This window comes from Streptomyces sp. NPDC087420, from assembly GCF_044744165.1.
Classification (GTDB): Bacteria; Actinomycetota; Actinomycetes; order Streptomycetales; family Streptomycetaceae; genus Streptomyces.
In genome coordinates this window covers 186,888-210,918 of sequence record NZ_JBIUXU010000014.1, presented here as the reverse complement: position 1 = coordinate 210,918, position 24,031 = coordinate 186,888, and the positions used below count along the sequence as shown (strand labels likewise).

Genomic DNA, 24,031 nt, shown 5'->3' with positions numbered 1-24,031 from the left:
CTCCGGGCGCGCGAACGGCCCGGCCTACCATGTTCCCCGACCCGAGCGGCCCTGGGCAGACGGCGGACACCCCGCCCCTCCGGCGCCGTCCGCCGCCGTACCCGCGCCACCCCCGGAGGATCCACGATGACCGATCTGCACCCCTTCATTGCGGGTCTGCCCAAGGCCGAGCTGCACGTCCACCACGTGGGTTCCGCCTCGCCGCGCATCGTGGCCGAACTGGCGGCCCGCCACCCGGACTCGAAGGTGCCGACCGACCCCGAGGCGCTCGTCGACTACTTCACGTTCACCGACTTCGCGCACTTCATCGACGTCTACCTCTCCGTCGTGGACCTGATCCGCACGCCGGAGGACGTCCGGCTGCTGACCTTCGAGGTCGCCCGTGACATGGCCCGGCAGAACATCCGGTACGCCGAGCTGACGGTCACGCCGTACAGCTCGACCAGCCGGGGCATCCCCGAGGTGGGCTTCATGGAGGCCATCGAGGACGCCAGGAAGGCGGCGGAGGCCGAGCTGGGCGTCGTACTGCGCTGGTGCTTCGACATCCCCGGCGAGGCGGGGCTCCGGGCGGCCGAGGAGACCTCGCGGCTGGCGGTGGACCTGCGCCCCGAGGGCCTGGTCTCGTTCGGTCTCGGCGGTCCCGAGATCGGTGTGCCCCGGCCGCAGTTCAAGCCGTACTTCGACCGGGCGATCGACGCGGGCCTGCACTCCGTGCCGCACGCCGGGGAGACGACCGGGCCCGGGACGGTCTGGGACGCGCTGCGCCACCTGCGCGCCGAGCGCATCGGGCACGGCACCAGTTCCGTCCAGGATCCGGAGCTGCTGGCGCACCTGGCCCAGCACCGCATCCCGCTGGAGGTGTGCCCGACGTCCAACATCGCGACCCGCGCGGTGGCCGACCTCGACGAGCACCCCGTCAAGGAGATGGTCGCGGCCGGCGTGCTGGTCACGGTCAACAGCGACGACCCGCCGATGTTCGGCACGGACCTCAACCAGGAGTACGGCGTGGCCGCACACCTCCTAGGCCTGGACGAGCGCGGCCTGGCCGGCCTGGCCAGGAACGGCGTCGAGGCGTCCTTCCTCGACGCGGACGGCAAGAAGCGGCTGATCGCCGAGATCGACACGTACACCTCCGCCTGGCTGGCGCGCTGAGGGCCGCCTGTGGCCACAATTGCTCCCATGCGCACGAAGCGGGACGAGCGACACGAGCAGGCCGGGCGGGCAGGACGAGCAGGGCAGACAGGACCGGACACGAAGCCGGACATAGAGGGCGGGCGGCCCGTCGTCGCCGTGGGGCACCGGGGTGATCCGTACCGGATCCGGGAGAACACCCTCCCCTCGCTCCGCTCCGCGCTGGCGCGGGGGGCGGACGCCGTCGAGTTCGACGTACGGCTGACCCGCGACGGCGTGCCCGTCCTGCTCCACGACTCCACGCTGGAGCGGCTGTGGGCGGACGAGCGGCCGCTGGCCGGCCTGACCCACGACGAGGTGCGCGAGCACACCCGCGGCGGCGTGCCGACCCTCGCCGAGGCGCTGGTCGCGCTGCCCGGCGCCCGGCTGATGATCGATCTCCCGGGAGCCTCCGCGGCGGCGGTCCGTACCGTCGTCGGGACGGTACGGGACGGCGGGGCCGCCGACCGGGTGTACTACTGCGCGTCCCCCACCACGATGCTCGCCGTCCGCGCGGCGGACCCGGACGCGGAGATCGCGATGACGTGGACCACGGTCGCCCCGCCCCGCCCCGCGCTGCTCGACGCCGTGCGGCCGCGCTGGCTCAACTACCGCTTCGGCCTGGTCAGCCAGGAGCTGGCCGACCGCAACCACCGCGACGGCCTGCTGGTCTCCGCCTGGACCGTCGACACCGCACGCTCCATGCGGCGGCTGATCGCACGGGGCGTCGACTCGATCACCACCAACCGGATCGACGTCCTGGCCGGCCTGGTGGGCCGCGCCGCGCGCCCCGCCCCGCCCTCCCCGTCCCACCCGGCCTCTCACCTGGAGCAGTCGTGACCGACCAGGACCTCCCGGAAGGCGTACGTTCCGACGTCGCGCAGAACGCCCGTGTCTGGAACTACTGGCTGGGCGGCACGGACAACTATCCGGTCGACCGTACGGTGGGCGACCAAGTCACCAGCATGTATCCGTCCATCGGTGAGGTCGCCCGCGCGGACCGGGCGTTCCTCGGCCGCGCGGTCACCCACCTGACCCGGGACCTGGGCGTACGGCAGTTCCTGGACCTCGGCACCGGGCTGCCCACCGCCGACCACACCCACCAGGTCGCCCAGCGGATCGCCCCCGAGTCGCGGGTCGTGTACGTCGACAACGACCCGACCGTGCTGGCCCTGGCCCGGGTGCTGCTCACCAGCACGCCCGAGGGAGCCACCACGTACCTGGACGTCGACGTCCACAACCCCGAGCGGATCCTGGCGGCCGTCGAACCGACCCTGGACCTGCGCCGTCCGGTCGCGGTGATGATGCTGGGGATCCTGAACTTCGTCATGGACACGGTGGAGGCGCGCTCGATCGTGGGCCGCCTGATGGACGCCGTACCGTCCGGCAGCTATCTGGTCCTCACGCACCCCACGCTGGAGCTGGGCGGCGGCGGGAACGCGGAGGCGATGCGGTTCTGGAACGAGCACGCGTCACCGCGGATCGTGGCCCGCGGCCGTTCGAAGGTCCTGTCGCTGCTGAGCGGCCTGGAGCTGCTGCCGCCCGGCCTCGTGTCCTGCTCGCGCTGGCGTCCGGAGCCGAGCGTGGAGGACGGCGTGGGCGAGGTCGCGCAGTTCGGCGTGGTGGGGCGCAAGCCCTGAACGCCTCGCGCGGCCCGGCGCGCGGGCCACGGTGGCCGGGGGTGGCGGCCCGGCCGCGCGGCCGGGCGGGCGCCTGGGGTGTGGACATCGGGATCGCCCTGCTCGTCCAGGCCGCGGTGACCATCCCGTTCGTCGTCCCGCGCGCCGCCTCGCTGCCGCCGGCCGACTGGCCCGCGTACGGCCTGACGACCCTGAGCGTCCTGCCGCTGGTGTGGCGGCGGCGCGCCCCGGTGACCGTCCTGCTGACCGTGCTGGCGGCGCAGGCCCTGTACGAGCTCACCTGGGACGGCCCGGGCCAGACGCTCCCGTACACCGCGCTGCTGGCGGTCTACACCGTGGCCGCGCTCTCCCCGGCGCGCAGGCGTCTGCCCACGGCCGCCCTGACGCTCGTGCTCATCTTCCCGTCCGTGGCGCTCAACTCCGGTGAGGCGAGGGAGCTGTTGTTCTCGCTGCTCGTGTTCGGCGCGGCGTACGGCTTCGGGCGGCTGACCCGGATCCGCCAGGACTACACGGCGGCCGTCGAGGACCGGGCGGCGCAGCTGGAGCGGGCGAACCGGATCGAGGCGGAGCAGGCGACCGCGCGGGAACGGGCCCGTATCGCCCGGGAGATGCACGACATCCTCTCGCACGCCGTCAGTATCATGATCGTCCAGGCGGAGGCGGGTCCGGTGGCGGTACGGACGGCGCCCGAGCGCGCCGAGGCGGCGTTCGACGCGATCTCGGAGACGGGCCGCGACGCGATGGTGCAGCTGCGCCGGATGCTGGGCGTGCTGCGCGACGAGCACCCCCGGCGTCCGGCGTCGGAGGGGTCTGCGCCGCTGCACCCCCAGCCGTCCCTGGCGGAGCTTCCCGGGCTGGTGGAGCGGGTCGCCGCGGGCGGGATCGAGATCGGGTACGTGACGGCGGGGCGGCAGCCGGGGCCGCTGTCCCTGGACACGGAGGCCACGCTCTACCGGGTGGTCCAGGAGGCGCTGACCAATGTGGTCAGACACGCCGCCGCCGGCTCCGTCCTGGTCCGGCTGGAGTACGGCCCCGACGCCCTGGAGGTCACGGTCACCGACGACGGGCGCGGCCCCGGCGACTCCACGGGGCACGGTCTGGTCGGGGTCCGCGAGCGGGTGGCCGCGCACGGCGGCACGGTCACGGCGGGCGCGGGTCCGGAGGGTGTGGGGTTCCGGCTGGCGGTACGGCTGCCGCTGGTACCCGCCCCCGGGCCGCTCGTACCCGCCCCCGCGCCACTCGTCCCCTCCCCCCGCCACTCGTAGACTCCCGGGCGGAGGTGGGGCGTTGACGATCCGGGTGGTGGTGGCGGACGACCAGGAGCTGGTGCGCAGCGGGTTCGCGATGATCCTGGAGGCGCAGCCCGACATCGAGGTGGTGGCGGAGGCGGGCGACGGCGCGCAGGCCGTCGAGGCCGTCCGGCGGCTGCGCCCCGAGGTGGCGCTGCTGGACATCCGGATGCCGGGGACGGACGGCATCGAGGCGTGCCGGGCCATCACGGCGGCGGGCGGCTGCCGGACCGTCATGCTCACGACCTTCGACTCCGACGCGTATGTGTACGAGGCGCTGCACGCGGGCGCGAGCGGTTTCCTGCTCAAGGACGTCCGGCGGGACGATCTGGTGCACGCGGTACGGGTGGTGGCGGCGGGCGACTCCCTGCTGGCGCCGTCGGTGGCGCGGCGGTTGGTCGAGGAGTACGTACGGCGGCCCCGGGCGGCGGCGGCCCCGCCCGGTGCGGAGCTCGGTGTCCTGACGGCCCGTGAGCGCGAGACGCTCCTCCATCTGGCGCGGGGCCTGTCGAACGCGGAGATCGCCGCCGCCCTCACCGTGAGCGAGCACACGGTGAAGACGCATGTGGGCCATGTGCTGGCGAAGTTGGGGCTGCGGGACCGGATCCAGGCGGTCATCCGCGCGTACGAGACGGGGCTGGTCGTCGCGGGCCGTCCCTCCGGCGGGGGAGAGCGGGCCGCCGGCTCCCCCGTACCGGCGAGGGATTGAGAGGCCGGGAACCGCTCGCTCCGGCGATCCGCCGGGGCGCCGCGTTCCCCAGGATGAGTGGTGCCAGCCAGTCGGCCCCCTCACCTGGAGACCACGCCATGAACGCCCGTACCAGAACCGCCCTGGCCGCCGCACTGATCCTGGGGATCGCGGCCGGTCCCCCGGCCGCGCTCGCCACGGCGGACAGCTCGCGGCACGTGGCCGGTGCTGACGCCCGCACCGACACCCCCGACGCCGCGGCCCTGCGCGCCGCCCTCGCCGGGCTGCCGGACGCCGACTCGACCGCCGCGCTCGTCCGGGTCGGTGGCACGGACGGCGTCTGGCGCGGCAGCGCGGGCGTGCACGACCTGGCCTCGGGCGCCCCCGCCGACCCGCACGCCCGCTTCCGGGCCGGTTCGGTGACAAAGGTGTTCACGGCCGCCGTGGTGCTCCAGCTGGCCGCCGAGCACAAGGTCGACCTCGGCCGCCCGGTCCGCTCCTACCTGCCGGACCTGGTCCCGGAGACGTACGGGCAGGTGACCGTACGGCAGTTGCTCAACCACACCAGCGGGATCCCGGCCGCCGACCTGCCGGGGAGCACCCCTGAGGAGCGGTACGCGCACCGCTTCGACCTCCACGACCCGAAGGACATGGCCGCCTCGGCCCTCGCGGAGGAGCCGGAGTTCGCACCGGGCGAGCAGCAGCACTACCTCAACATCAACTACACCCTGCTGGGCCTGCTGACCGAGAAGGTCACGGGCCGCCCCTACGCCGAGGAGGCCGCCCGCCGCGTGCTGCGGCCGCTCGGGCTGCGCGACACGTACTTCCCCGGCGCCGATCCGCGGATCAGCGGCCCGCACAACCACGGCTACCAGACCTTCCCGCGCCCCGGCGGGGGTACGGAGTTGCGCGACGTGACGGTGTGGGGCGCCACGGAGTCCTGGGCGGCGGGCGACCTCATCTCCAGCACGGCGGACCTGGAGCGCTTCGTCCAGGCGCTGTTCCGGGGGCGGGTCGTACCCCGGCCGCAACTGGCGGAGATGTTCACGCTGCCCGGCGGGTCCGTGCGCCTGTACGGCTCGGACGAGCCGGCGGCGTACAGCGCGGGGCTGTCGGTCATCACGCTCGGGGGCCGTCAGGTGTGGGGCAAGACCGGCAGCCGCTGGGGGTACACCACGGCGATCGCCGCGACGCGCGACCTCTCGCGCACGCTGGTGTACAGCGTCAACGCGACGGACGCGAAGGGTGAGGGGATGAACCCGAGGGCGCTGTCGCTGATGGTGGCGGCGTTCGGGGAGCCGTCCGCGTAACGGCACAAGCGAACGCCCGGTCGCCGTCGGCGACCGGGCGTCCACACCGGATCTCAGCTGTCGAGCGACGTCATGACGTGCTTGATACGGGTGTAGTCGTCGAAGCCGTACCCGGACAGGTCCTTGCCGTACCCGGACTGCTTGAACCCGCCGTGCGGCATCTCGGCGACCAGCGGAATGTGCGTGTTGATCCAGACACAGCCGAAGTCCAGCGCCTTCGACATCCGCATCGCACGGCCGTGGTCCTTCGTCCACACGGAGGACGCGAGGGCGAAGTCGACGCCGTTCGCGTACGCGACGGCCTGCTCCTCGTCCGTGAAGGACTGGACGGTGATGACGGGGCCGAAGACCTCGTGCTGGACGATCTCGTCGTCCTGCTTGAGCCCGGAGACGACGGTCGCGGCGTAGAAGTACCCCTGCTCACCGACGCGGTGGCCGCCCGCCTGGACCTTGGCGTGCGCGGGCAGGCGCTCGATGAAGCCCGAGACGTGCGCGAGCTGGTTCGCGTTGTTGAGCGGCCCGTAGAGCACGTCCTCGTCGTCCGCCGCGCCCGTCTTGGTGTCGGCGGCGGCCTTGGCGAGGGCCGTCACGAACTCGTCGTGGATCGACTCGTGGACGAGGACCCGGCAGGCGGCCGTACAGTCCTGGCCCGCGTTGAAGTACCCCGCCACCGCGATGTCCTCGACGGCCTTCGCGATGTCGACGTCCTCGAACACGACCACCGGCGCCTTGCCGCCCAGCTCCAGGTGGACCCGCTTGACGTCCTTGGCCGCCGACGCGGCGACCTGGGACCCCGCCCGTACGGAACCGGTGATGGAGGCCATCGCCGGGGTCGGGTGCTCGACCATCAGCCGGCCGCTGTCCCGGTCGCCGCACAGGACGTTGAAGACGCCCTTGGGGACGATCGCGCCGATGATCTCCGCCAGGAGCAGCGTCGAGGCGGGGGTGGTGTCCGACGGCTTGAGCACGACCGTGTTGCCGGCCGCGAGGGCGGGCGCGAACTTCCACACGGCCATCATCATCGGGTAGTTCCACGGCGCGACCTGCGCGACGACGCCGAGGGGCTCGCGCCGTACGAAGGAGGTCAGCCCCTCCATGTACTCGCCGGCCGAGCGGCCTTCGAGCATCCGGGCGGCGCCCGCGAAGAAGCGGATCTGGTCGACCATGGGCGGGATCTCTTCGGTACGGGTCAGCTCCAGCGGCTTGCCCGTGTTCTCCGACTCGGCCGCGATCAGCTCCTCCGCCCGCTCCTCGACGGCGTTCGCGATCGTGAGCAGGACCTTCTGGCGCTCGGCGGGTGTGGCGTCGCGCCAGGCCGGGAAGGCGGCCGCGGCGGCCTCCATGGCGGCGTCGACGTCGGCCTGGCCCGAGAGCGGCGACGTGGCGTACACCTGGCCCGTGGCCGGGTTGACCACCTCGATGGTCCGCCCGTCGGCGGCGTCCCGGAACTCCCCGTTGATGTAGTTACGCAGACGGCGCGGTTCGGTGGTCACTGCCACCCTCCTGTCAGATGTCCTGTTGTCCTGCGGTCAATGGTCTGGTGCCCGGTGTCCGGTGGGTGAGACACCCAGCCTAATCGCTCGGTCGACGCTTTCGACAGGCCCGACCCCCATCAACTTCGGATTCGGTTCTCCTGGGGTCCCGTAACAACGAATTTCATCGCTACAGGGTTGCGGGACCGTCGAGTCGCAGTGCACAGTGAGCTGCGTGGCCAGTCGCAGCGCAGATCCCAGACCAGAGTCCAGGACCGGGAACGGATCCTCCCCCTCCATCGATGCCGTGTCCCTCGCGATCATCGAACAGCTCCAGGAGGACGGCCGGCGCTCCTACGCGGCGATCGGCAAGGCCGTCGGACTCTCCGAGGCGGCCGTGCGCCAGCGGGTCCAGAAGCTGCTGGACCAGGGCGTGATGCAGATCGTCGCCGTCACCGACCCGCTGACCGTCGGCTTCCGGCGCCAGGCGATGGTCGGGGTCAACGTCGAGGGCGACATGGACGCGGTGGCCGACGCGCTGGCGGCGATGGACGAGTGCGAGTACGTGGTGATGACCGCGGGCTCCTTCGACCTGATGGTGGAGATCGTCTGCGAGGACGACGAACACCTGCTGGAAGTGATCAACAAAAGGATCCGCGCGCTCCCCGGCGTGCGCTCCACCGAGAGCTTCATCTACCTCAAGTTGAAGAAGCAGACCTACATGTGGGGAACCCGATAGTCGTGAGCAAGGACCTCTCCAAGACCGCGTACGACCACCTGTGGATGCACTTCACCCGCATGTCGTCGTACAAGAACGCACCCGTGCCCACCATCGTGCGGGGCGAGGGCACCTACATCTACGACGACACGGGCAAGCGCTACCTCGACGGCCTCTCCGGTCTGTTCGTGGTCAACGCCGGCCACGGCCGTCACGAGCTGGCCGAGACCGCCTACAAGCAGGCGCAGGAGCTGGCGTTCTTCCCGATCTGGTCGTACGCCCACCCGAACGCGGTGGAGCTGGCCGAGCGGCTGGCCCACTACGCGCCCGGCGACCTCAACAAGGTCTTCTTCACCACGGGCGGCGGTGAGGCGGTCGAGACCGCCTGGAAGCTCGCCAAGCAGTACTTCAAGCTGACCGGCAAGCCGACCAAGTACAAGGTCATCTCCCGCGCGGTCGCCTACCACGGCACCCCGCAGGGCGCCCTGTCCATCACCGGACTGCCCGCGCTCAAGGCGCCCTTCGAGCCGCTGGTCCCCGGCGCGCACAAGGTCGTCAACACCAACATCTACCGCGCGCCGATATTCGGGGACGACCCCGAGGCGTACGGCCGCTGGTGCGCCGACCAGATCGAGCAGGAGATCCTCTTCGAGGGCGCCGAGACGGTCGCGGCGGTCTTCCTGGAGCCGGTGCAGAACGCGGGCGGCTGCTTCCCTCCCCCGCCCGGGTACTTCCGGCGGGTCCGCGAGATCTGCGACCAGTACGACGTGCTGCTCGTCTCCGACGAGGTCATCTGCGCGTTCGGGCGGCTCGGCACGATGTTCGCGTGCGACAAGTTCGACTACGTACCGGACATGATCACCTGCGCGAAGGGCATGACGTCGGGCTACTCCCCGATCGGTGCCTGCATCATCTCCGACCGGCTCGCCGAGCCGTTCTACGAGGGTGACAACACCTTCCTGCACGGCTACACCTTCGGCGGCCACCCGGTCTCGGCCGCGGTGGGCCTGGCCAACCTCGACATCTTCGAGCGCGAGGGCCTCAACCAGCACGTCCTCGACAACGAGGGCGCGTTCTTCGACACCCTCAAGAAGCTCCACGACCTGCCGATCGTCGGCGACGTCCGCGGCAACGGGTTCTTCTACGGCATCGAGCTGGTGAAGGACAAGGCGACGAAGGAGACGTTCACCGACGAGGAGACCGAGCGCGTCCTGTACGGGTTCCTCTCCAAGGAGCTGTTCGACCGCGGCCTGTACTGCCGCGCCGACGACCGGGGGGATCCGGTGGTCCAGCTGGCGCCGCCGCTGATCTCCGACCAGTCGACGTTCGACGAGATCGAGGGGATCCTGCGGTCGGTGCTGACGGAGGCGTGGACGAAGCTCTGACCATCGCCTGATCGTATCGACGGCCCGGGTGCCCCCTTTCGAGTGAGAAGGGTGGCATCCGGGCCGTGTGCTGTGCGCGCACCGGTCCGGGTTACCTACCGTGCCGAGAGACCGATCCGACCGAGGTGGAGGTGTGCGCCATGGTGGCCCCGCCGGACAACGACGTGCTCTGGGCTCGTTCCCTGCACTACTCCCACAACGGCTCGCCCGCCCTCACCGGTGTCTCGCTGGGCGTGCGCGAGGGCGACATCCTCGCCGTGAACGGCCCGCGCGGCAGCGGCAAGTCGACACTGCTGCGCTGTCTGTCCGGCCAACTGGTGCCGGACCAGGGCGAGGTCTGGTTCAACAGCTCGCCCGTGCACACCATGAACGCGGTCCTGCGCGAACGCCTGCGCCGGGACCGTTTCAGCTGGATCGACCCGGAGCCGTGCCTCGTCCCCGAGCTGAGCGCCTGGGAGAACGCCGCCCTGCCGCTGCTGATGCGTGGCGCCGGCCACCGCGCGGCCAAGACCGCCGCGATGGAGTGGCTGGAGCGCCTGGACATCGGCGCGTGCGCCCGTAAACGACCGCACGCCCTGCTCCAGAGCCAGCGCCAGCGGGTCGCCGTCGCCCGGGCCCTGGTGACCAAGCCGTCGGTGCTCTTCGCCGACGAACCGACCGCGCCCCTGCACCAGGCGGACCGGGCCCAGGTGCTCCGTACGCTGACCACCGCCGCCCGCTCGCACCGCATCACCGTGGTGCTGGCGACCCTGGACGCGGAGGTCGCGACCCTCGCCGACCGTACGGTCTCGCTGCTCGACGGCCGCCGGGTGGGCTCCCTCCAGCCGTCCGAGGCGGAAGGCCAGGACGCGTGCTCTCTCTCCGTCTGACCCGGGGCACCCACCCGCTGGTCCTGCTGCGCCGGCTGCTGGTCGCCGCGGCCTCCGCCGGGGTCGGTTTCCTGCTGCTGTGCACGCTCGGCTGGGCGCTGGGCCATCCGGCCGGGTCCTATCTGCGACTGCTGTGGTGCCTGGTCCCGCTGGCCGCCACGATCCAGTTCTCGGTGGCGGTGGCCAGGACCGACCCGAGCACCCGGCCGCGCAGCGGACTGTCCGCGGTCGGCCTCGGCCCGGCCCGGCTCACGGTGCTGGCCGTCGTGTCGACGGCCGTGGCCACCACCCTCGGCAGCGCGGTGGCGCTGCTCGTCTTCCTGCACCTGCGCGGCGATCTGACGGGCATGCCGTTCGACGGCGCGGCGGCCGACCTGCTCTCCGCGGACCGGCCGCTGCCGCTGGGCGCGGCGCTGACCCTGCTGGCGGCGGCGCCGGTGCTGGCGACCGTCGCCGCGGGACTGGCGCTGCGGCCGCGCCCCACCCCTGCGGCCGCCAGGTCCGAAGGCGGTACGGGGACGGCGACCGGGGCCTCGGACGCGGGCGAGGAAAAACCCATGCGGCCCGACGCGTTCGCCCCGGCGTCCGCGCCGGGCGGGCTGCCGTGGGGGTTCGCGCTCACGGCGGCGGGCCTCGCGGTGGAGACGTACGCGAGCCGGAACGGGAACGCGGGCGCGCTGCCGCTGCCCGGCCGCTTCGACGGCGGCTCGGCGGGCGTGCTGGCCGGCTGGGCGCTCACCGCGGTCGGCCTCGCGCTGGCCGGGCCCGGCATCACCCATCTGTGCGGCTGGCTGCTCCAGACGTTGCGCCCCGGCGCGGTCCGGCTGCTGGCGGGCCGCACGCTGATGAGCGAGGCCGGACGGATCGGCCGTCCGCTGGGCGTGCTGTGCGCGGTGGTCTCCGGCGCGTTCGCGGCGGCGAGTCTGTACGGGCCCGGCGACGAACGCCCCTTCGGCCCGCTGACCGGGCTGGGCGCGGGGCTGGTCATCGGCTGCACGGCGGCGACCCTGCTGACGGCGGCGCTGGAGTCCCGCCAGGCGCGGGCGACGACGACGGAGGAGCTGGTACGGCAGGGCGCCCCGGCGGCGATGCTCCGTACGGCGGCGGCGGTAAGGACCGCGACCCTGATCGCGGTCTTCGTACCGCTGACGTGGGCGGTGGCGTCCCTGGCGGCCGTCCCCCTGACGGTCTGAGGGTCACGCCCGGCCGTCGGGGGACAGCAGCGTCGCGGACAGCGTGTCCGCCAGCCACCTCTCGTACGTCTCCGCGTCCCAGCCGCGCGCGACCGTGAGCCGCTGGTGGAGGTCGGGGCCGGTGAGGACCCAGCACGCGTCCACGAGGTACGCGCGATCCGCGCCGGCGGGGAGCACGTCCACGGTCGCGAGGTGCCCGACAAAGGCCGTGATCCCGGTGAGCCGCTCCTCCTCCGCCTCGGCCAGCAGCTCGGCCACCTCGCCGCCGGCCGAGGTCAGCAGCGTGAAGAGGGGGGCGAGCCGTTCATGGACGCCCCGTACGAACCCCGCGTACAGCCTGAGCTTCGGGTACGGGTCGCGGGTGCGCAGCACCTCCTGGAGGACGGGCCGCTCGGCCATGGCGAGGGGTTCGTCGTCGCCGGCCTGCGTGACGTCCCAGAGCGCCTTCATGAGCTGCGCCTTGCTGCCGAACGTCTTGTAGAGCGTCTCGGGCGAGACCCCGGCCCGCTCGGCCACGGCGCGGACGGTGGTGGCCCGGTAGCCGTCCCGGAAGAGCAGCTCCCGGCAGGCGTCGAGGATCAGGGCCCGGGTCCGGCGGGCGGCGGCGCGGCGGCGGGTGGAGTCGTACGGGCGGCGCTGAGGTTCGGCCATCGGGCGGGTGCCTTCTTCGTTCGACATTAAGTACAGTGAACTGTAATCAATATTCCCCCAGGAGGATCCATGACAAAGCCGGCCCCCGGCAGCACGGGCCCCACCCGCACCGAGATCGCCTCCGGCGTCCACCGTCTGGGCGACAACACGGTCAACTTCTACCTGGTCGAGGACGAGGACGGCCTCACGCTCGTCGACACCGGACTCCCCCGCCACTTCGGCGGACTCCAGGCCGTCCTGGAGCGACTCGGCCGCACGCCGGGGGACATCCGGGCCGTCCTCCTCACCCACGCCCACCCGGACCACACCGGCCTGGCCGAGCGGCTGCGGCGGGCCGGCGCCGAGATCTGGATCCACGAGAGGGACGCCGCGAGCCTGGGCGACGGACCCCGCAGCGCGATGCGGCACGCCAAACCGGAGCGGAGCCTGCTGCCGTACCTGCTGCGGCGGCCCGCCGCGCTCGGCGCCCCGCTGCACCTGGCGCGCGGGGGCGCGTTCACCGCCCCGGCGGTCGAGAAGGCGCACCGCTTCGGCGCGGCCGGGCTGCCCGCCACCCTGCCCGGCGGCCCGCGGGCCGTCCCCGTGCCCGGCCACACCCCGGGAAGCACCGCCTACCTCTTCGCGGAGCGCGGGCTCCTCTTCACCGGGGACGCGCTGGTCACGTACGACGGCCTCACCGGCCACACCGGACCGACGCTCGTCGCGCGCGGGTTCACCCACAACAGCGCCGCCGCCCTCGCCTCGCTCGACCTGCTGTCCGGTCCGGCCGGGGCGCTTGTCCTGCCCGGGCACGGCGCCCCCTTCACGGACGGGCCGCGCGCCGCCGTGGAGCGGGCGCGGGAGGCGGGGCGGCACTGAGTGCGGGCGGGGCGGACGGTGTGGAGGACCGGCCGCTATCGTGACGCCATGGTGAATGGCGATGACCTCCAACCGCAGCCGACGGACCGGGAGATAGAGACCCTCGACGAGTTCGACCGCAGAATCGTCGAAACCGGCGGGAAGCTCGACGGCTTCCGGCTCCAGTCCGTGGACCTGACCGGCCGTACGGACACCCTGATCGCCACCGAGACCTCCGGCGCCGTCTTCCTCGGCTGCCCCATGGAGGCCGCCGCCCTGGCCAAGGTCCGCGCCGACGGGGCCATGGTGTTCCCGCCCGTGCCGAACCTCCCCTTCGACCCGTACCGGGGGCTGCTGTACTCCCCCGACCAGCTCTTCGACGGGCTCGCGGACCACGGGTACGACGCCACGCCGGACGCGCGGGCCTACGCGTGGTTCCAGCGCACCAAGTCGGACGGCGACATCTTCGCCTCCATGCTGCGCTCGGTGCACGACGATGCGATCTCCGACGCCCTGGACGAACTGCTCGTCGGCGCGCGGGTGGTGGGCGTGATGGGCGGGCACGCGATGGCCCGTGGCACGGACGCGTACGCGGGGGCGGCGCGCCTGGGCCGTGCCCTGACCCGTTCCGGGCTGACCGTCGCGACCGGGGGCGGGCCGGGCGCGATGGAGGCGGCGAACCTGGGCGCGTACGCCGCGCCCCACCCCGACGACATGCTGGACGAGGCCCTCGAACTCCTCGCCGAGACCCCGTCGTTCGTCCCGTCCGTCTCCGACTGGGCCCAGGCGGCCTTCGACGTGCGGGCGCGGTGGCCCAAGGGCGAGGAGTCGGTGGGCATCCCGACCTGGTTCTACGGCCACGAGCCGCCGAACGCGTTCGCCGCGCACATCGCCAAGTACTTCGCCAACGCCACCCGCGAGGACGGGCTGCTGGCCCGGTGCAACGCGGGCGTGATCTTCCTGCCGGGCGCGGCGGGGACGGTCCAGGAGATCTTCGACAACGCGACGCCGAACTATTACGAGTCGCGGGGTGAGCCGACGCCGATGGTCCTGGTGGACCGGGAGCACTGGACGGAGAGGTTGCCTGCGTGGCCCCTGCTTTCGTCGCTGGCGCGACGTCGGTCCATGGAGCCGCGGATCGTTCTCGTCGACTCCGTGGAGGAGGTCCCGGCGGCGCTGGTGGCCCTGACGGCCGGCTGATTGCCCCGGTGACCGGGTTGCGGTCCGTGTTGTCCTCAATCGCCGGACGGGCTTGGTTGTGCCCGCTGCGGGCTGGCTTTTCGGGTGCGGGTTGTCGCCGGGGGCCGGGCAGGGGTCGTGTCCTGCACTGCATGTTTTACGTCGCGTTCAGCAACTCCGAATTGCGTAACGTTCGCCATGCGACACAAAACACGCTTTACGTTCCGGACACGACCCCTGCCCGTCCCCCTTCCAGGCCCGCGTTACTACCCGGCCCGCTCCGGGGCGGGCGGGGTCGTTCACTTCACCCCCGGCGTGAGGGGGGTGGGGTCGGAGGAGGTGCGTGTGTCCGGACGTAAAGCGTGTTTTGTGTCGCATGGCGACCGTTGCTAATTGGACCGGTTGAACGCGACGTAAAACATGCAGTCCGGACATACGTACCTCCGGAGGCCCCGCCCCCCGTCACCACGACAAACCCAGCCCGTCCGGCGATTGAGGACAAGCAGTAAGCCGCGCCCACCGCACCGGGCAAACGCCAAAAACGAAGGACAAGCAACCGCAACGATCACCCGGCAGGGGCAAGCACCATCACGTCCTCCACCGCGAACGTCACGCCCACCTCAGCGCCCTCCAACGGCGCCTCGCGCACATCACATTCCGCCTCCAGCAGCGGCAGCGGCACCGGCACCGGCACCGCGTCAGGCCGGAGCACAACCACCACCCGGCTCCCCCGGAATGTACGCGCCTCCACCGTGCAGCGAAGCCCGGCCGCCGGGTCGGGGGCGGGCGACAGACGGACCCCGCCCGGCCGCACCAGCAACGTCACCGCGCCCTGCGCGGAACCCGCGGGCACCGAAATCCGCCCCCAGGGCGTATCCGCGAACGCACCCGAAACCGTCGCCGGCACCACGTTGTCGAAGCCCAGGAAGCGCGCCACAAACGCGGAGGCCGGCCGCTGCCAGACCTCCAGCGGCGTCCCGGTCTGCGCGATGCGCCCGTCGCGCATGACCACCACCCGGTCCGCGAGGGCGAACGCCTCGCCCTGGTCATGGGTGACGGCAAGCACCGTCGTGCCCAACCGCCCGAAGAGGCCCCGCAGTTCGACCACCAGCCGTTCCCGCAGGCTGCGGTCGAGCTGGCCCAGCGGCTCGTCCAGCATCAGCAGCCGGGGACGCGGGGCGAGCGCCCGCGCCAGCGCGACCCGCTGCTGCTCACCGCCCGAGAGCGAGGAGACGGCCCGGCCACGGGCCCCCGGCAGCCCCACGAGGTCGAGCAACTCCTCGACGCGCCGGGCCTGTTCGTCCCGCGAAACCCCCCGCATCCGCAGCCCGAAGGCGACATTGCCGCCCACGTCACGCTGCGGGAAGAGCTGATGGTCCTGGAACATCAGGCCCACCCCCCGCCGGTGCACCGGCACCCCCGCCTGGTCCGCGCCGTCGAGCGACACCCGTCCGCCGTCGACGTCCTGGAGCCCGGCGACCACCCGCAGCAGCGTGGACTTGCCGCTGCCGCTCGGTCCCAGCACACACACGATCTCGTGCTCGGCGATCTCCAGGTCGACCGCGTCGAGCGCGGTTCGCGGCGCCTTGCGGTCGCCGAACCGTACCGTCACCCCCGCGAGGCTGAGCAGCGTCATCAGAATTCCCCCGAGCGGTCGGTACGGATACGTTCGAGCACGAGCAGCGACACCGCGCACACCGCCATCAGTACGGTGCTCAGGGCCATCGCCTGCCCGTAGTTGAGCTCCCCGGGCCGGCCCAGCAGCCGCGCCACGGCCACCGGCAGCGTCGGCCGGTCGGGCCGGGCGATGAAGACCGTCGCGCCGAACTCGCCGAGCGAGACCGCGAAGGCGAACCCGGCCGCGACGAGCAACGCCCGTCGTACCAACGGCAGATCGACCTCGCGCCAGGCCCGCAGCGGCGACGCGCCGAGCACCGCCGCCGCCTCGCGCAGCCGGCCGTCCACCGCCCGGAGCACGGGCAGCATGGTCCGTACGACAAAGGGCACCCCGACCAGCGCCTGGGCGAGCGGCACCAGGATCCAGGAGGCCCGCAGGTCCAGCGGCGGCTTGTCGAGGGTGATCAGGAATCCGAAGCCGACGGTCACCGCGGAGACGCCCAGCGGAAGCATCAGCAGGGCGTCGAACCCGCGGACGAGCCGGCCCGCGCGCCGGGTCAGCGCGGCGGCGGCCAGCCCGCCCACGAGCAGCGCGATCGCCGTGGCGACCACCGCGTACTCCAGGGAGTTCCGCACGGCGTCCAGCGGCGGGACGAGGAAGGTGCCGCCCGACCCCACGGAGGTGAGCGCCCGGTAGAAGGCGAAGCCGTATCCGCCGGGGCCGTCGAAGGAGCGCTCGACCAGCACCCCGAGCGGGAGCAGGATCAGGACGAGGACCACACCGAGTACGCAGAGGAGCAGCGTCCACTGCCCCGGCCCCTTCGGGCGGCGCGCCGTCAGCGCGGGGTCGACCAGGCGCAGCGCGGTCTCCCGCCGCCGTACCGTCCAGGCGTGCACCGCCAGGATCGCGCCGACGGCGGCGAACTGGACGAGGGTCAGCACGGCGGCCGTGGGCAGGTCCAGGAGTTGCGCGGTCTGCCGGTAGATCTCCACCTCCAGCGTGGAGTAGGCGGGACCGCCGAGGATCTGCACGACACCGAAGGAGGTGAAGGTGAAGAGGAAGACCATGAGGGCGGCGGCCGCGACGGCGGGCCCGAGGGCGGGCAGGGTCACCCGCCACCACGCCGCGAGGCGGCTCGCGCCGAGCACTCGCGCGGCTTCCTCCTGGCGCGGGTCGAGCTGGGACCACAGGCCGCCGACGGTCCGTACGACCACCGCGTAGTTGAAGAAGACGTGCGCGAGGAGGATCGCCCAGACGGTCGTGTCGAGCCGGACGCCCCACAGTTCGTCGAGGAGTCCGCCGCGCCCGAGCAGGGCGAGGAAGGCCGTGCCGACGACGACGGTCGGCAGGACGAACGGCACGGTGACGACGGCCCGGAGCAGCTGTTTGCCGGGGAAGTCGAAGCGCGCGAAGACGTACGCGCCGGGCAGGGCGACGACCAGGGTGAGCGCCGTGGAGGCGAGGGCCTGCCAGGTGGTGAACCACAGGACGCCGAGGATGTCGGGGCGGCTCAGCACGTCACCGACGCGGCCGAACTGCCAGACCCCGCCGGTCCGCAGCCCCCGGCCCACGATCGCCGTGACGGGATAGGCGAAGAAGACCGCGAAGAACACGACGGGCAGGGCCATCAGGCCGAGCCGTACGGCATGTGCCCGTACGGCCCGGCGGTCCGGCTCGCGGGCTACTTCACTACGAGTGAGGTCCACGTCTGGATCCACTGCTCCCGGTTGGCGGCGATCTTGTCGGGCGCCACCGTCTCCGGCTGGTCGACGGTCGCGCCGAACTCGGTGAACAGCGGGGGCAGGGGGACGGCCTTGACCACGGGGTTCACGAACATGTTCAGCGGCATGTCCGCCTGGAACCGGCCGCTGATCAGGAAGTCCAGCAGCGCCTTGCCGCCGGCCTCGTTCTTCGCCCCGCCGAGCAGGCCCGCGAACTCGATCTGGCGGAAGCAGGTGCCGGTGGCGACGCCGGTGGGCGCGACCTTGGGCTGCGGCTCGGAGTACAGCACCTCGGCGGGCGGGCTGGAGGCGTACGAGACGACGAGCGGGCGGTCGCCGTTGGCCTTCTTGCCGCCGGCGGATCCGGAGAAGCTCTCGTTGTAGGCCTGCTCCCAGCTGTCCACGACCTGGACGCCGTTGGCCTTGAGCTTCTTCCAGTAGTCCTGCCAGCCGGAGTCGCCGGCGTGGGCGACCGTACCGAGCAGGAAGCCGAGGCCCGGCGAGGAGGTCGCCACGTTCTCGGTGACGAGCAGGTTCTTGTACTGCGGTTTGATCAGGTCGTCGAACGTCTGCGGCGGCGCGAGCTTCTTGTCCGCGAAGTACTTCTTGTCGTAGTTGACGCAGATGTCACCGGTGTCGATCGGGGTGACCCGGTTCTTCGCCGCGTCCAGCTGGGTGTCGGCGGCGACCCGGTCGAGTCCCTTCGCCTTGTACGGCGTGAACAGGCCGTTGTCGAGGGCGCGGGAGAGCAGGGTGTTGTCCACGCCGAAGAAGACGTCGCCCTGCGGGGAGCCCTTGGTGAGGATCTCCTTGTTGAGCGCCTCGCCGGCGTCCCCGCTCTTGAGGACCTTGACGGTGTAGCCCGTCTCCTTGGTGAACGCCTTGAGCACGGCGGGAGAGGCGTTGAACGAGTCGTGGCTGACGAGGGTGACGGTCTTGGACTTCGTCCCGCCGCCGTCGCCGGACGACCCCGTACTGTCGGACCCGCCGCAGGCGGCGAGGGTCGAGACCCCGAGCGCGGCGACGAGCGCGAGGGCCGCTGTTCTTCTGGCGTGCTTGGTACTCACTGGTTTTCCTCCTGGGGACTCCAGGAGAAGACGCGGCCCTGCCCGGAGTGTCCGGGCAGGGCGCAACAGCTTGAGTGATGTCCGAACTTCCTACCCAGAATGACCTGGGCAAGGTTCAGAGGGTCTGCGACCGGTGTCCGCTCGTGGAGCCGGATCCGTGTCGCACTCTCAGCGCTGTGGCGCTCCCCTGTCGGAATATGTGCCGTACGGAAAATCTGTTGTTCAGGACCAGATTACACAGCTGCCCCTCAGCGTTCGGTAGCGGCCAGCTGCCCGCACGCTCCGTCGATCTCCTGGCCGCGGGTGTCGCGTACGGTCACCGGCACGCCGTGCCGCGCGATCGCCTCCACGAAGGCCTTCTCGTCCTCGGGGCGCGACGCCGTCCACTTGGAGCCCGGGGTCGGGTTGAGGGGGATCAGGTTGACGTGCACCCGCTTGCCCTTGAGCAGCCGGCCCAGCCGGTCGCCCCGCCACGCCTGGTCGTTGATGTCCCGGATCATGGCGTACTCGATGGAGATCCGGCGGCCGGACTTCGCCGCGTACTCCCACGCCGCGTCCAGCACCTCCGGCACCTTCCAGCGGGTATTGACCGGTACGAGGGTGTCGCGCAGTTCGTCGTCCGGCGCGTGCAGCGAGACGGCGAGGCGGCACTTGAAGCCCTCGTCGGCGAAGCGCAGCATCGCCGGGACCAGGCCGACCGTCGAGACGGTGATCCCGCGCTGCGAGATGCCGAGGCCGTCGGGCTCGGGGTCGGTGAGCCGGCGGATCGCGCCGACCACCCGGTTGTAGTTGGCGAGCGGCTCGCCCATGCCCATGAAGACGATGTTCGAGAGCCGCGCGGGACCGCCGGGGACGTCGCCGTCGCGCAGGGCGCGCATGCCGTCGACGATCTGGTGCACGATCTCGGCGGTGGACAGGTTGCGGTCGAGGCCGGCCTGGCCGGTCGCGCAGAAGGGGCAGTTCATCCCGCAGCCCGCCTGGGACGAGATGCACATGGTGACCCGGTCCGGGTAGCGCATGAGCACGGACTCGACCAGCGTGCCGTCGTGGAGGCGCCACAGGGTCTTGCGGGTGGTGTCGTCGTCGCAGGAGATGTGCCGTACGACGGACATCAGGTCGGGCAGCAGCTCCGCCGCGAGCTTCTGCCGCGCCCCGGCGGGGATGTCGGTCCACTGCTCGGGGTCGTGCACGTAGCGCGCGAAGTAGTGCTGGGACAGCTGCTTGGCGCGGAAGGGCTTCTCGCCTATCGCGGCGACGGCCTCACGGCGCTCGGCGGGCGTGAGGTCGGCGAGGTGCCGCGGCGGCTTCTTGGCTCCGCGGGGCGCGACAAAAGTGAGTTCTCCGGGGGTCGGCGGGGCCATGAACGCAAGTCTCCTCGGTGCGGCGAGGCCCGATCCCCGGTGCCACGGGGAAGAGCGGCACCACGTTGCCGGTGCCGGGAGACCTCACGGGATCAGCCCCGCGCGGGCGCGGGGACCAAAAGGGCTCGCCACCGGTGAGTGGCGAGCCCTTCAAGAGTACCGGTGCGGCTCACCCCGAGCCGACGAAGATCACCAACAGCAGCCAGACCACCGGCGCGGTGGGCAGCAGGGAGTCGAGCCGGTCCATGATGCCGCCGTGGCCCGGCAGCAGCGTCCCCATGTCCTTGATGCCGAGATCGCGCTTGATCATGGATTCGCCCAGGTCACCGAGGGTGGCGCTGGCGGCGACCGCGATGCCGAGCAGCAGACCCTGCCACCAGACGCCGTCATCGATCATGAACTGCATGGAGAGCGCGCCCGCGACCATCGCGAAGACGACCGCGCCGAGCAGCCCTTCCCGCGTCTTCCCGGGGCTGATGCGCGGCGCGAGCTTGTGGGTGCCGAAGCGCCAGCCGACGGCGTACGCGCCGGTGTCGCTGACCACCGTCAGCAGCAGGAACATCAGCACCCGCCGGGCGCCGTCGTCCGCGGTGAGCATCAGCGCGACGAAGGTGGCCAGGAACGGGACGTAGAACGCGGCGAACACCCCGGCCGTGACGTCCCGCAGATACCCCTCGGGCTCCTCGGTCATCCGCCACACCAGGACGGCGAGCGCGGTCAGGGCCATCGCGACCCAGGCACCCTCGACCCCGCGCACGTACCCGGCGACGACCATCGCGGCGCCGCCGACGGCCAGCGGTACGAGAGGGGCCTTGATGCCCTTCTTCTCGTGGAGGCGGGAGGTCAGCTCCCACAGCCCGACCACGACGGCGACCGCGACCACTCCGACAAAGGCGGCCTTGACGATGAAGAGCGAGGCCGCGACCACCACACCGAGCCCGACGCCGACCCCTATGGCCGCACGCAGGTCACGGCCCGCCCGCTTCTTCGGCGGGGGTGGCGGGGGCGCGGACATGGGCTCCTGAGGGATCTGGTCACGGAACAGGGGGCCGCCCGGCCGAGCCGCCCCCCGGTCGTTGTCCTGGCCCCCGCCGTGGGCGGGTCCGTCGGGCACGATGGGCATGGGCCGAGTCTGCTGTGCGGCAGGCTCATCGTAGGCGGGACCCGCCGGGCCGGCCCCCTGGTCGGGCTGTCCCCAGAGGTCGGCGGTCGGCGGGGAGCCCCAGGAAGAGTCGTTCATCAGACTTCGAGCAGCTCGGCTTCCTTGTGCTTGAGCAGCTCGTCCACCTGCGACACGTACTTCGCGGTGGTGTCGTCGAGCTCCTTCTCGGCGCGGCGGCCCTCGTCCTCGCCGACCTCGCCGTCCTTCACGAGCTTCTCGATCGTCTCCTTGGCCTTGCGGCGCACGGCGCGGATCGAGACCTTCGAGTCCTCGGCCTTGGTCCTGGCGACCTTGATGTACTCCTTGCGGCGCTCCTGGGTCAGGTCGGGGAAGACCACCCGGATGATATTGCCGTCGTTGCTCGGGTTGACGCCGAGGTCGGAGTCGCGGATCGCCTGCTCGATGTTGCGCAGCGCGGTCTTGTCGAACGGCGTCACGACGGCCATGCGCGGCTCGGGTACGGAGAACGACGCCAGCTGGTTGATCGGGGTCGTCGCACCGTAGTAGTCCGCCACGATCTTGTTGAACATCGCCGGGTGCGCCCGCCCTGTGCGGATCGCGGCGAAGTCGTCTTTGGCGACCAGGACGGCCTTCTCCATCTTCTCCTCGGCCTCGAGGAGGGTCTCTTCGATCACCACTTGCTCCTGCGTGTCTTGAACGGGCCGGGCCTGCTACCGGTCCTGGCGGATCCTGCGTCGCGTCCTGCCCTGCACGGTGTCCGACCGTCAGGGCTTTGTCCATCCCCGTGCGGGGCCGTACGGATCAAGTGTCCCGCGGGGTTTCCCGCGCGACTCAGCTCCGGGTGCCCTGGTCGCTCACGAGCGTGCCGATCTTCTCACCCTTGACCGCGCGCGCGATATTGCCCTCGGTCAGCAATTCGAAGACGAGGATCGGCAGTTTGTTGTCCTGGCACAGCGTGATCGCGGTCATGTCGGCGACCCGGAGGTCCTTGGCGATGACCTCGCTGTACTCCAGCGCGTCGAACTTGACCGCGCTGGGGTTGGTCTTGGGGTCGGAGTCGTAGACCCCGTCCACCCCGTTCTTGCCCATCAGCAGCGCCTCGGCGTCGATCTCCAGGGCGCGCTGGGCGGCGGTGGTGTCGGTGGAGAAGTACGGCATGCCCATGCCCGCACCGAAGATCACGACGCGGCCCTTCTCCAGGTGCCGTACGGCGCGCAGCGGGATGTACGGCTCCGCGACCTGGCCCATGGTGATGGCCGTCTGGACGCGGGAGTCGATGCCCTCCTTCTCCAGGAAGTCCTGGAGGGCCAGGCAGTTCATGACCGTACCGAGCATGCCCATGTAGTCGGAGCGTGCCCGGTCCATGCCGCGCTGCTGGAGTTCGGCGCCGCGGAAGAAGTTTCCGCCGCCGAGGACGATCGCGATCTGGGCGCCGTCCCGCACGACGGCCGCGATCTCACGGGCGATGGCGTGTACGACGTCGGGGTCGACGCCGAGCCCGCCCCCGCCGGCGAACGCCTCACCGGACAGCTTGAGCATGAAGCGGCCGGCGCCCTTGGCCGGGTCGCCGCTGCCCCCTGTGTGGTCCTTGCCGTCGGCAGACTGGGTGGCGTCCGCGCCCTTGTTCATGGGGATCTCCTCGTACATACGACGAAGGCCATTGCCGGTGGGGGTGTGTCCCGTGCGGCAATGGCCTCCTCGTCAGATCTGCGGTCGTCCGTCGCGTTCGCGTGTGACGACTCCGTAAGACCCTAGCGGGGTCCTGCGTCGAACGCGGTACGGACTCAGATGCCGACCTTGATGCGCGAGAAGCGCTTCAGGGTGACACCGGCCTCGTCCAGGACCTTCTGGACCGACTTCTTGTTGTCCTTCGCGAACGCCTGCTCCAGGACGACGACGTCCTTGAAGAAGCCGTTGACGCGACCCTGGACGATCTTCGGCAGGGCGGCCTCGGGCTTGCCCTCCTCGCGGGAGGTGGCCTCGGCGACGCGGCGCTCGTTCTCGACGACGTCGGCGGGGACGTCCTCACGGGTGAGGTAGGTCGGCGCGAAGGCGGCGATGTGCTGCGCGACGTCCTTGGCGGCCGTGGCGGCCGCCTCGTCCGACGCGGAGCCCTTGTCCAGCTCGACCAGGACGCCGACCTGCGGCGGGAGGTCGGGCATGGTGCGGTGCATGTACGCGGCCACGTAACCGCCGGTGAACTGCGCGAAGCGGTCCAGGACGATCTTCTCGCCGAGGTTGGCGTTGGCCTCGTCGACGTACGCCTGAACGGTCTTGCCGGCCTCGATCTCGGAGGCGAGCAGGGCGCTCAGGTCAGCCGGGCGGGACGAGGCGACGAAGGCGGCGAGCGTGTTGGCGACGGTGATGAACTTGTCGCTCTTCGCGACGAAGTCCGTCTCGCACTTGAGCTCGACCAGCACGCCGGACGTCTTGTCCTCGGAGATGAGGGAGACGACGGCGCCGTTCTCGGCCGAACGGCCTTCGCGCTTGGCGACGCCCTTCTGCCCCTTCACGCGGAGCAGCTCGACGGCCTTGTCCACGTTGCCGTCGGCCTCGTCCAGGGCCTTCTTGCAGTCCATCATGCCGGCGCCGGTGAGCTCGCGGAGCTTCTTGACGTCAGCGGCGGTGTAGTTCGCCATGTCTGTGAATCTCTCTCGGAAGTCGAAGATCTACGGGTGGACGGCGGGGAGCCGGCGCCGGGGTACGGCACCAGCTCCCGCTGTCAGCAACCGAACCGGTG

At 71.6% G+C, this 24,031-nt stretch carries 22 protein-coding genes and 1 riboswitch; of the genes, 12 read left to right on the top strand and 10 right to left on the bottom strand.

The window, feature by feature from the left end; translation table 11 throughout:
* The first annotated feature begins 126 nt into the window (after positions 1 to 126).
* From ACIO1C_RS28530 to ACIO1C_RS28505, 6 genes are all read left to right on the top strand, one after another.
* Positions 127 to 1,152 (top strand): adenosine deaminase, encoded by a 1,026-nt coding sequence (locus ACIO1C_RS28530; protein ID WP_401868539.1) that lies wholly within the window; start codon positions 127 to 129, stop codon positions 1,150 to 1,152.
* Positions 1,153 to 1,179: 27 nt separating this feature from the next.
* Positions 1,180 to 2,010: a glycerophosphodiester phosphodiesterase gene (locus ACIO1C_RS28525; RefSeq protein WP_401868536.1), complete on the top strand. Its 831-nt coding sequence runs from the start codon at positions 1,180 to 1,182 to the stop codon at positions 2,008 to 2,010.
* Complete coding sequence (locus ACIO1C_RS28520) at positions 2,007 to 2,810, top strand: SAM-dependent methyltransferase (protein WP_401868534.1); 804 nt, start codon at positions 2,007 to 2,009, stop codon at positions 2,808 to 2,810. Before ACIO1C_RS28525 ends, ACIO1C_RS28520 begins: the two co-directional genes overlap by 4 nt.
* Before the next feature lie 41 nt (positions 2,811 to 2,851).
* A complete protein-coding gene (locus ACIO1C_RS28515; RefSeq protein ID WP_401868531.1) occupies positions 2,852 to 4,075 on the top strand; it encodes a sensor histidine kinase in 1,224 nt (407 codons plus the stop codon).
* A gap of 22 nt (positions 4,076 to 4,097) precedes the next feature.
* Positions 4,098 to 4,808 carry a response regulator gene (locus ACIO1C_RS28510; RefSeq protein ID WP_401868528.1) on the top strand — a complete coding sequence of 237 codons (711 nt, stop codon included), beginning with the start codon at positions 4,098 to 4,100 and terminating at the stop codon, positions 4,806 to 4,808.
* Positions 4,809 to 4,906: 98 nt separating this feature from the next.
* Positions 4,907 to 6,097, top strand: a complete 1,191-nt coding sequence (locus ACIO1C_RS28505; protein ID WP_401868526.1) for a serine hydrolase domain-containing protein — start codon at positions 4,907 to 4,909, stop codon at positions 6,095 to 6,097.
* A 53-nt stretch (positions 6,098 to 6,150) separates the two neighbouring features.
* On the opposite strand, the gene ACIO1C_RS28500 is transcribed toward ACIO1C_RS28505, so the two are convergent.
* Complete coding sequence (locus ACIO1C_RS28500) at positions 6,151 to 7,590, bottom strand: gamma-aminobutyraldehyde dehydrogenase (RefSeq protein WP_401868524.1); 1,440 nt, start codon at positions 7,588 to 7,590, stop codon at positions 6,151 to 6,153.
* A gap of 214 nt (positions 7,591 to 7,804) precedes the next feature.
* Between ACIO1C_RS28500 and ACIO1C_RS28495 the strand changes: the two genes are divergently transcribed.
* From ACIO1C_RS28495 to ACIO1C_RS28480, 4 genes are all read left to right on the top strand, one after another.
* Complete coding sequence (locus ACIO1C_RS28495; protein WP_401868521.1) at positions 7,805 to 8,308, top strand: Lrp/AsnC family transcriptional regulator; 504 nt, start codon at positions 7,805 to 7,807, stop codon at positions 8,306 to 8,308.
* A complete protein-coding gene (locus tag ACIO1C_RS28490; RefSeq protein ID WP_401868519.1) occupies positions 8,293 to 9,672 on the top strand; it encodes an aspartate aminotransferase family protein in 1,380 nt (459 codons plus the stop codon). The genes ACIO1C_RS28495 and ACIO1C_RS28490 overlap by 16 nt, the downstream gene beginning before the upstream one ends.
* Before the next feature lie 140 nt (positions 9,673 to 9,812).
* A complete protein-coding gene (locus ACIO1C_RS28485) occupies positions 9,813 to 10,541 on the top strand; it encodes an ABC transporter ATP-binding protein (protein ID WP_401868517.1) in 729 nt (242 codons plus the stop codon).
* A complete protein-coding gene (locus ACIO1C_RS28480) occupies positions 10,523 to 11,734 on the top strand; it encodes a hypothetical protein (RefSeq protein WP_401868515.1) in 1,212 nt (403 codons plus the stop codon). Before ACIO1C_RS28485 ends, ACIO1C_RS28480 begins: the two co-directional genes overlap by 19 nt.
* 3 nt (positions 11,735 to 11,737) lie before the next feature.
* Here the strand turns inward: ACIO1C_RS28480 and ACIO1C_RS28475 are convergent, their stop codons facing one another.
* Positions 11,738 to 12,412: a helix-turn-helix domain-containing protein gene (locus tag ACIO1C_RS28475; protein ID WP_401868512.1), complete on the bottom strand. Its 675-nt coding sequence runs from the start codon at positions 12,410 to 12,412 to the stop codon at positions 11,738 to 11,740.
* A gap of 42 nt (positions 12,413 to 12,454) precedes the next feature.
* On the opposite strand from ACIO1C_RS28475, the gene ACIO1C_RS28470 reads away from it, so the two are divergent.
* Positions 12,455 to 13,243 carry an MBL fold metallo-hydrolase gene (locus tag ACIO1C_RS28470; protein WP_401868511.1) on the top strand — a complete coding sequence of 263 codons (789 nt, stop codon included), beginning with the start codon at positions 12,455 to 12,457 and terminating at the stop codon, positions 13,241 to 13,243.
* 48 nt (positions 13,244 to 13,291) lie between these two features.
* Positions 13,292 to 14,422: an LOG family protein gene (locus ACIO1C_RS28465; protein ID WP_401868508.1), complete on the top strand. Its 1,131-nt coding sequence runs from the start codon at positions 13,292 to 13,294 to the stop codon at positions 14,420 to 14,422.
* A 544-nt stretch (positions 14,423 to 14,966) separates the two neighbouring features.
* Here ACIO1C_RS28465 and ACIO1C_RS28460 read toward each other — a convergent pair.
* From ACIO1C_RS28460 to tsf, 8 genes are all read right to left on the bottom strand, one after another.
* On the bottom strand, positions 14,967 to 16,031 hold the full coding sequence (locus ACIO1C_RS28460; protein WP_401868711.1) for an ABC transporter ATP-binding protein: 1,065 nt from the start codon (positions 16,029 to 16,031) through the stop codon (positions 14,967 to 14,969).
* A 5-nt stretch (positions 16,032 to 16,036) separates the two neighbouring features.
* Entirely contained in the window at positions 16,037 to 17,647 is a 1,611-nt protein-coding gene (locus tag ACIO1C_RS28455; RefSeq protein ID WP_401868708.1) for an ABC transporter permease, read from the bottom strand.
* Between the two features lie 53 nt (positions 17,648 to 17,700).
* Positions 17,701 to 18,807: a thiamine ABC transporter substrate binding subunit gene (locus ACIO1C_RS28450; protein ID WP_401868505.1), complete on the bottom strand. Its 1,107-nt coding sequence runs from the start codon at positions 18,805 to 18,807 to the stop codon at positions 17,701 to 17,703.
* 69 nt (positions 18,808 to 18,876) lie between these two features.
* Positions 18,877 to 19,006: riboswitch (TPP riboswitch) on the bottom strand.
* A gap of 49 nt (positions 19,007 to 19,055) precedes the next feature.
* On the bottom strand, positions 19,056 to 20,168 hold the full coding sequence (gene rlmN / locus ACIO1C_RS28445) for a 23S rRNA (adenine(2503)-C(2))-methyltransferase RlmN (protein ID WP_401868502.1): 1,113 nt from the start codon (positions 20,166 to 20,168) through the stop codon (positions 19,056 to 19,058).
* Between the two features lie 169 nt (positions 20,169 to 20,337).
* Positions 20,338 to 21,408, bottom strand: a complete 1,071-nt coding sequence (locus tag ACIO1C_RS28440) for a phosphatidate cytidylyltransferase (protein WP_401868500.1) — start codon at positions 21,406 to 21,408, stop codon at positions 20,338 to 20,340.
* A complete protein-coding gene (gene frr, locus ACIO1C_RS28435; protein ID WP_401868497.1) occupies positions 21,408 to 21,965 on the bottom strand; it encodes a ribosome recycling factor in 558 nt (185 codons plus the stop codon). Before frr ends, ACIO1C_RS28440 begins: the two co-directional genes overlap by 1 nt.
* Positions 21,966 to 22,122: 157 nt before the next feature.
* Entirely contained in the window at positions 22,123 to 22,920 is a 798-nt protein-coding gene (gene pyrH / locus ACIO1C_RS28430; protein ID WP_401868495.1) for a UMP kinase, read from the bottom strand.
* Positions 22,921 to 23,075: 155 nt separating this feature from the next.
* Positions 23,076 to 23,930: a translation elongation factor Ts gene (gene tsf, locus ACIO1C_RS28425; RefSeq protein WP_401868493.1), complete on the bottom strand. Its 855-nt coding sequence runs from the start codon at positions 23,928 to 23,930 to the stop codon at positions 23,076 to 23,078.
* Positions 23,931 to 24,031 lie beyond the last annotated feature (101 nt).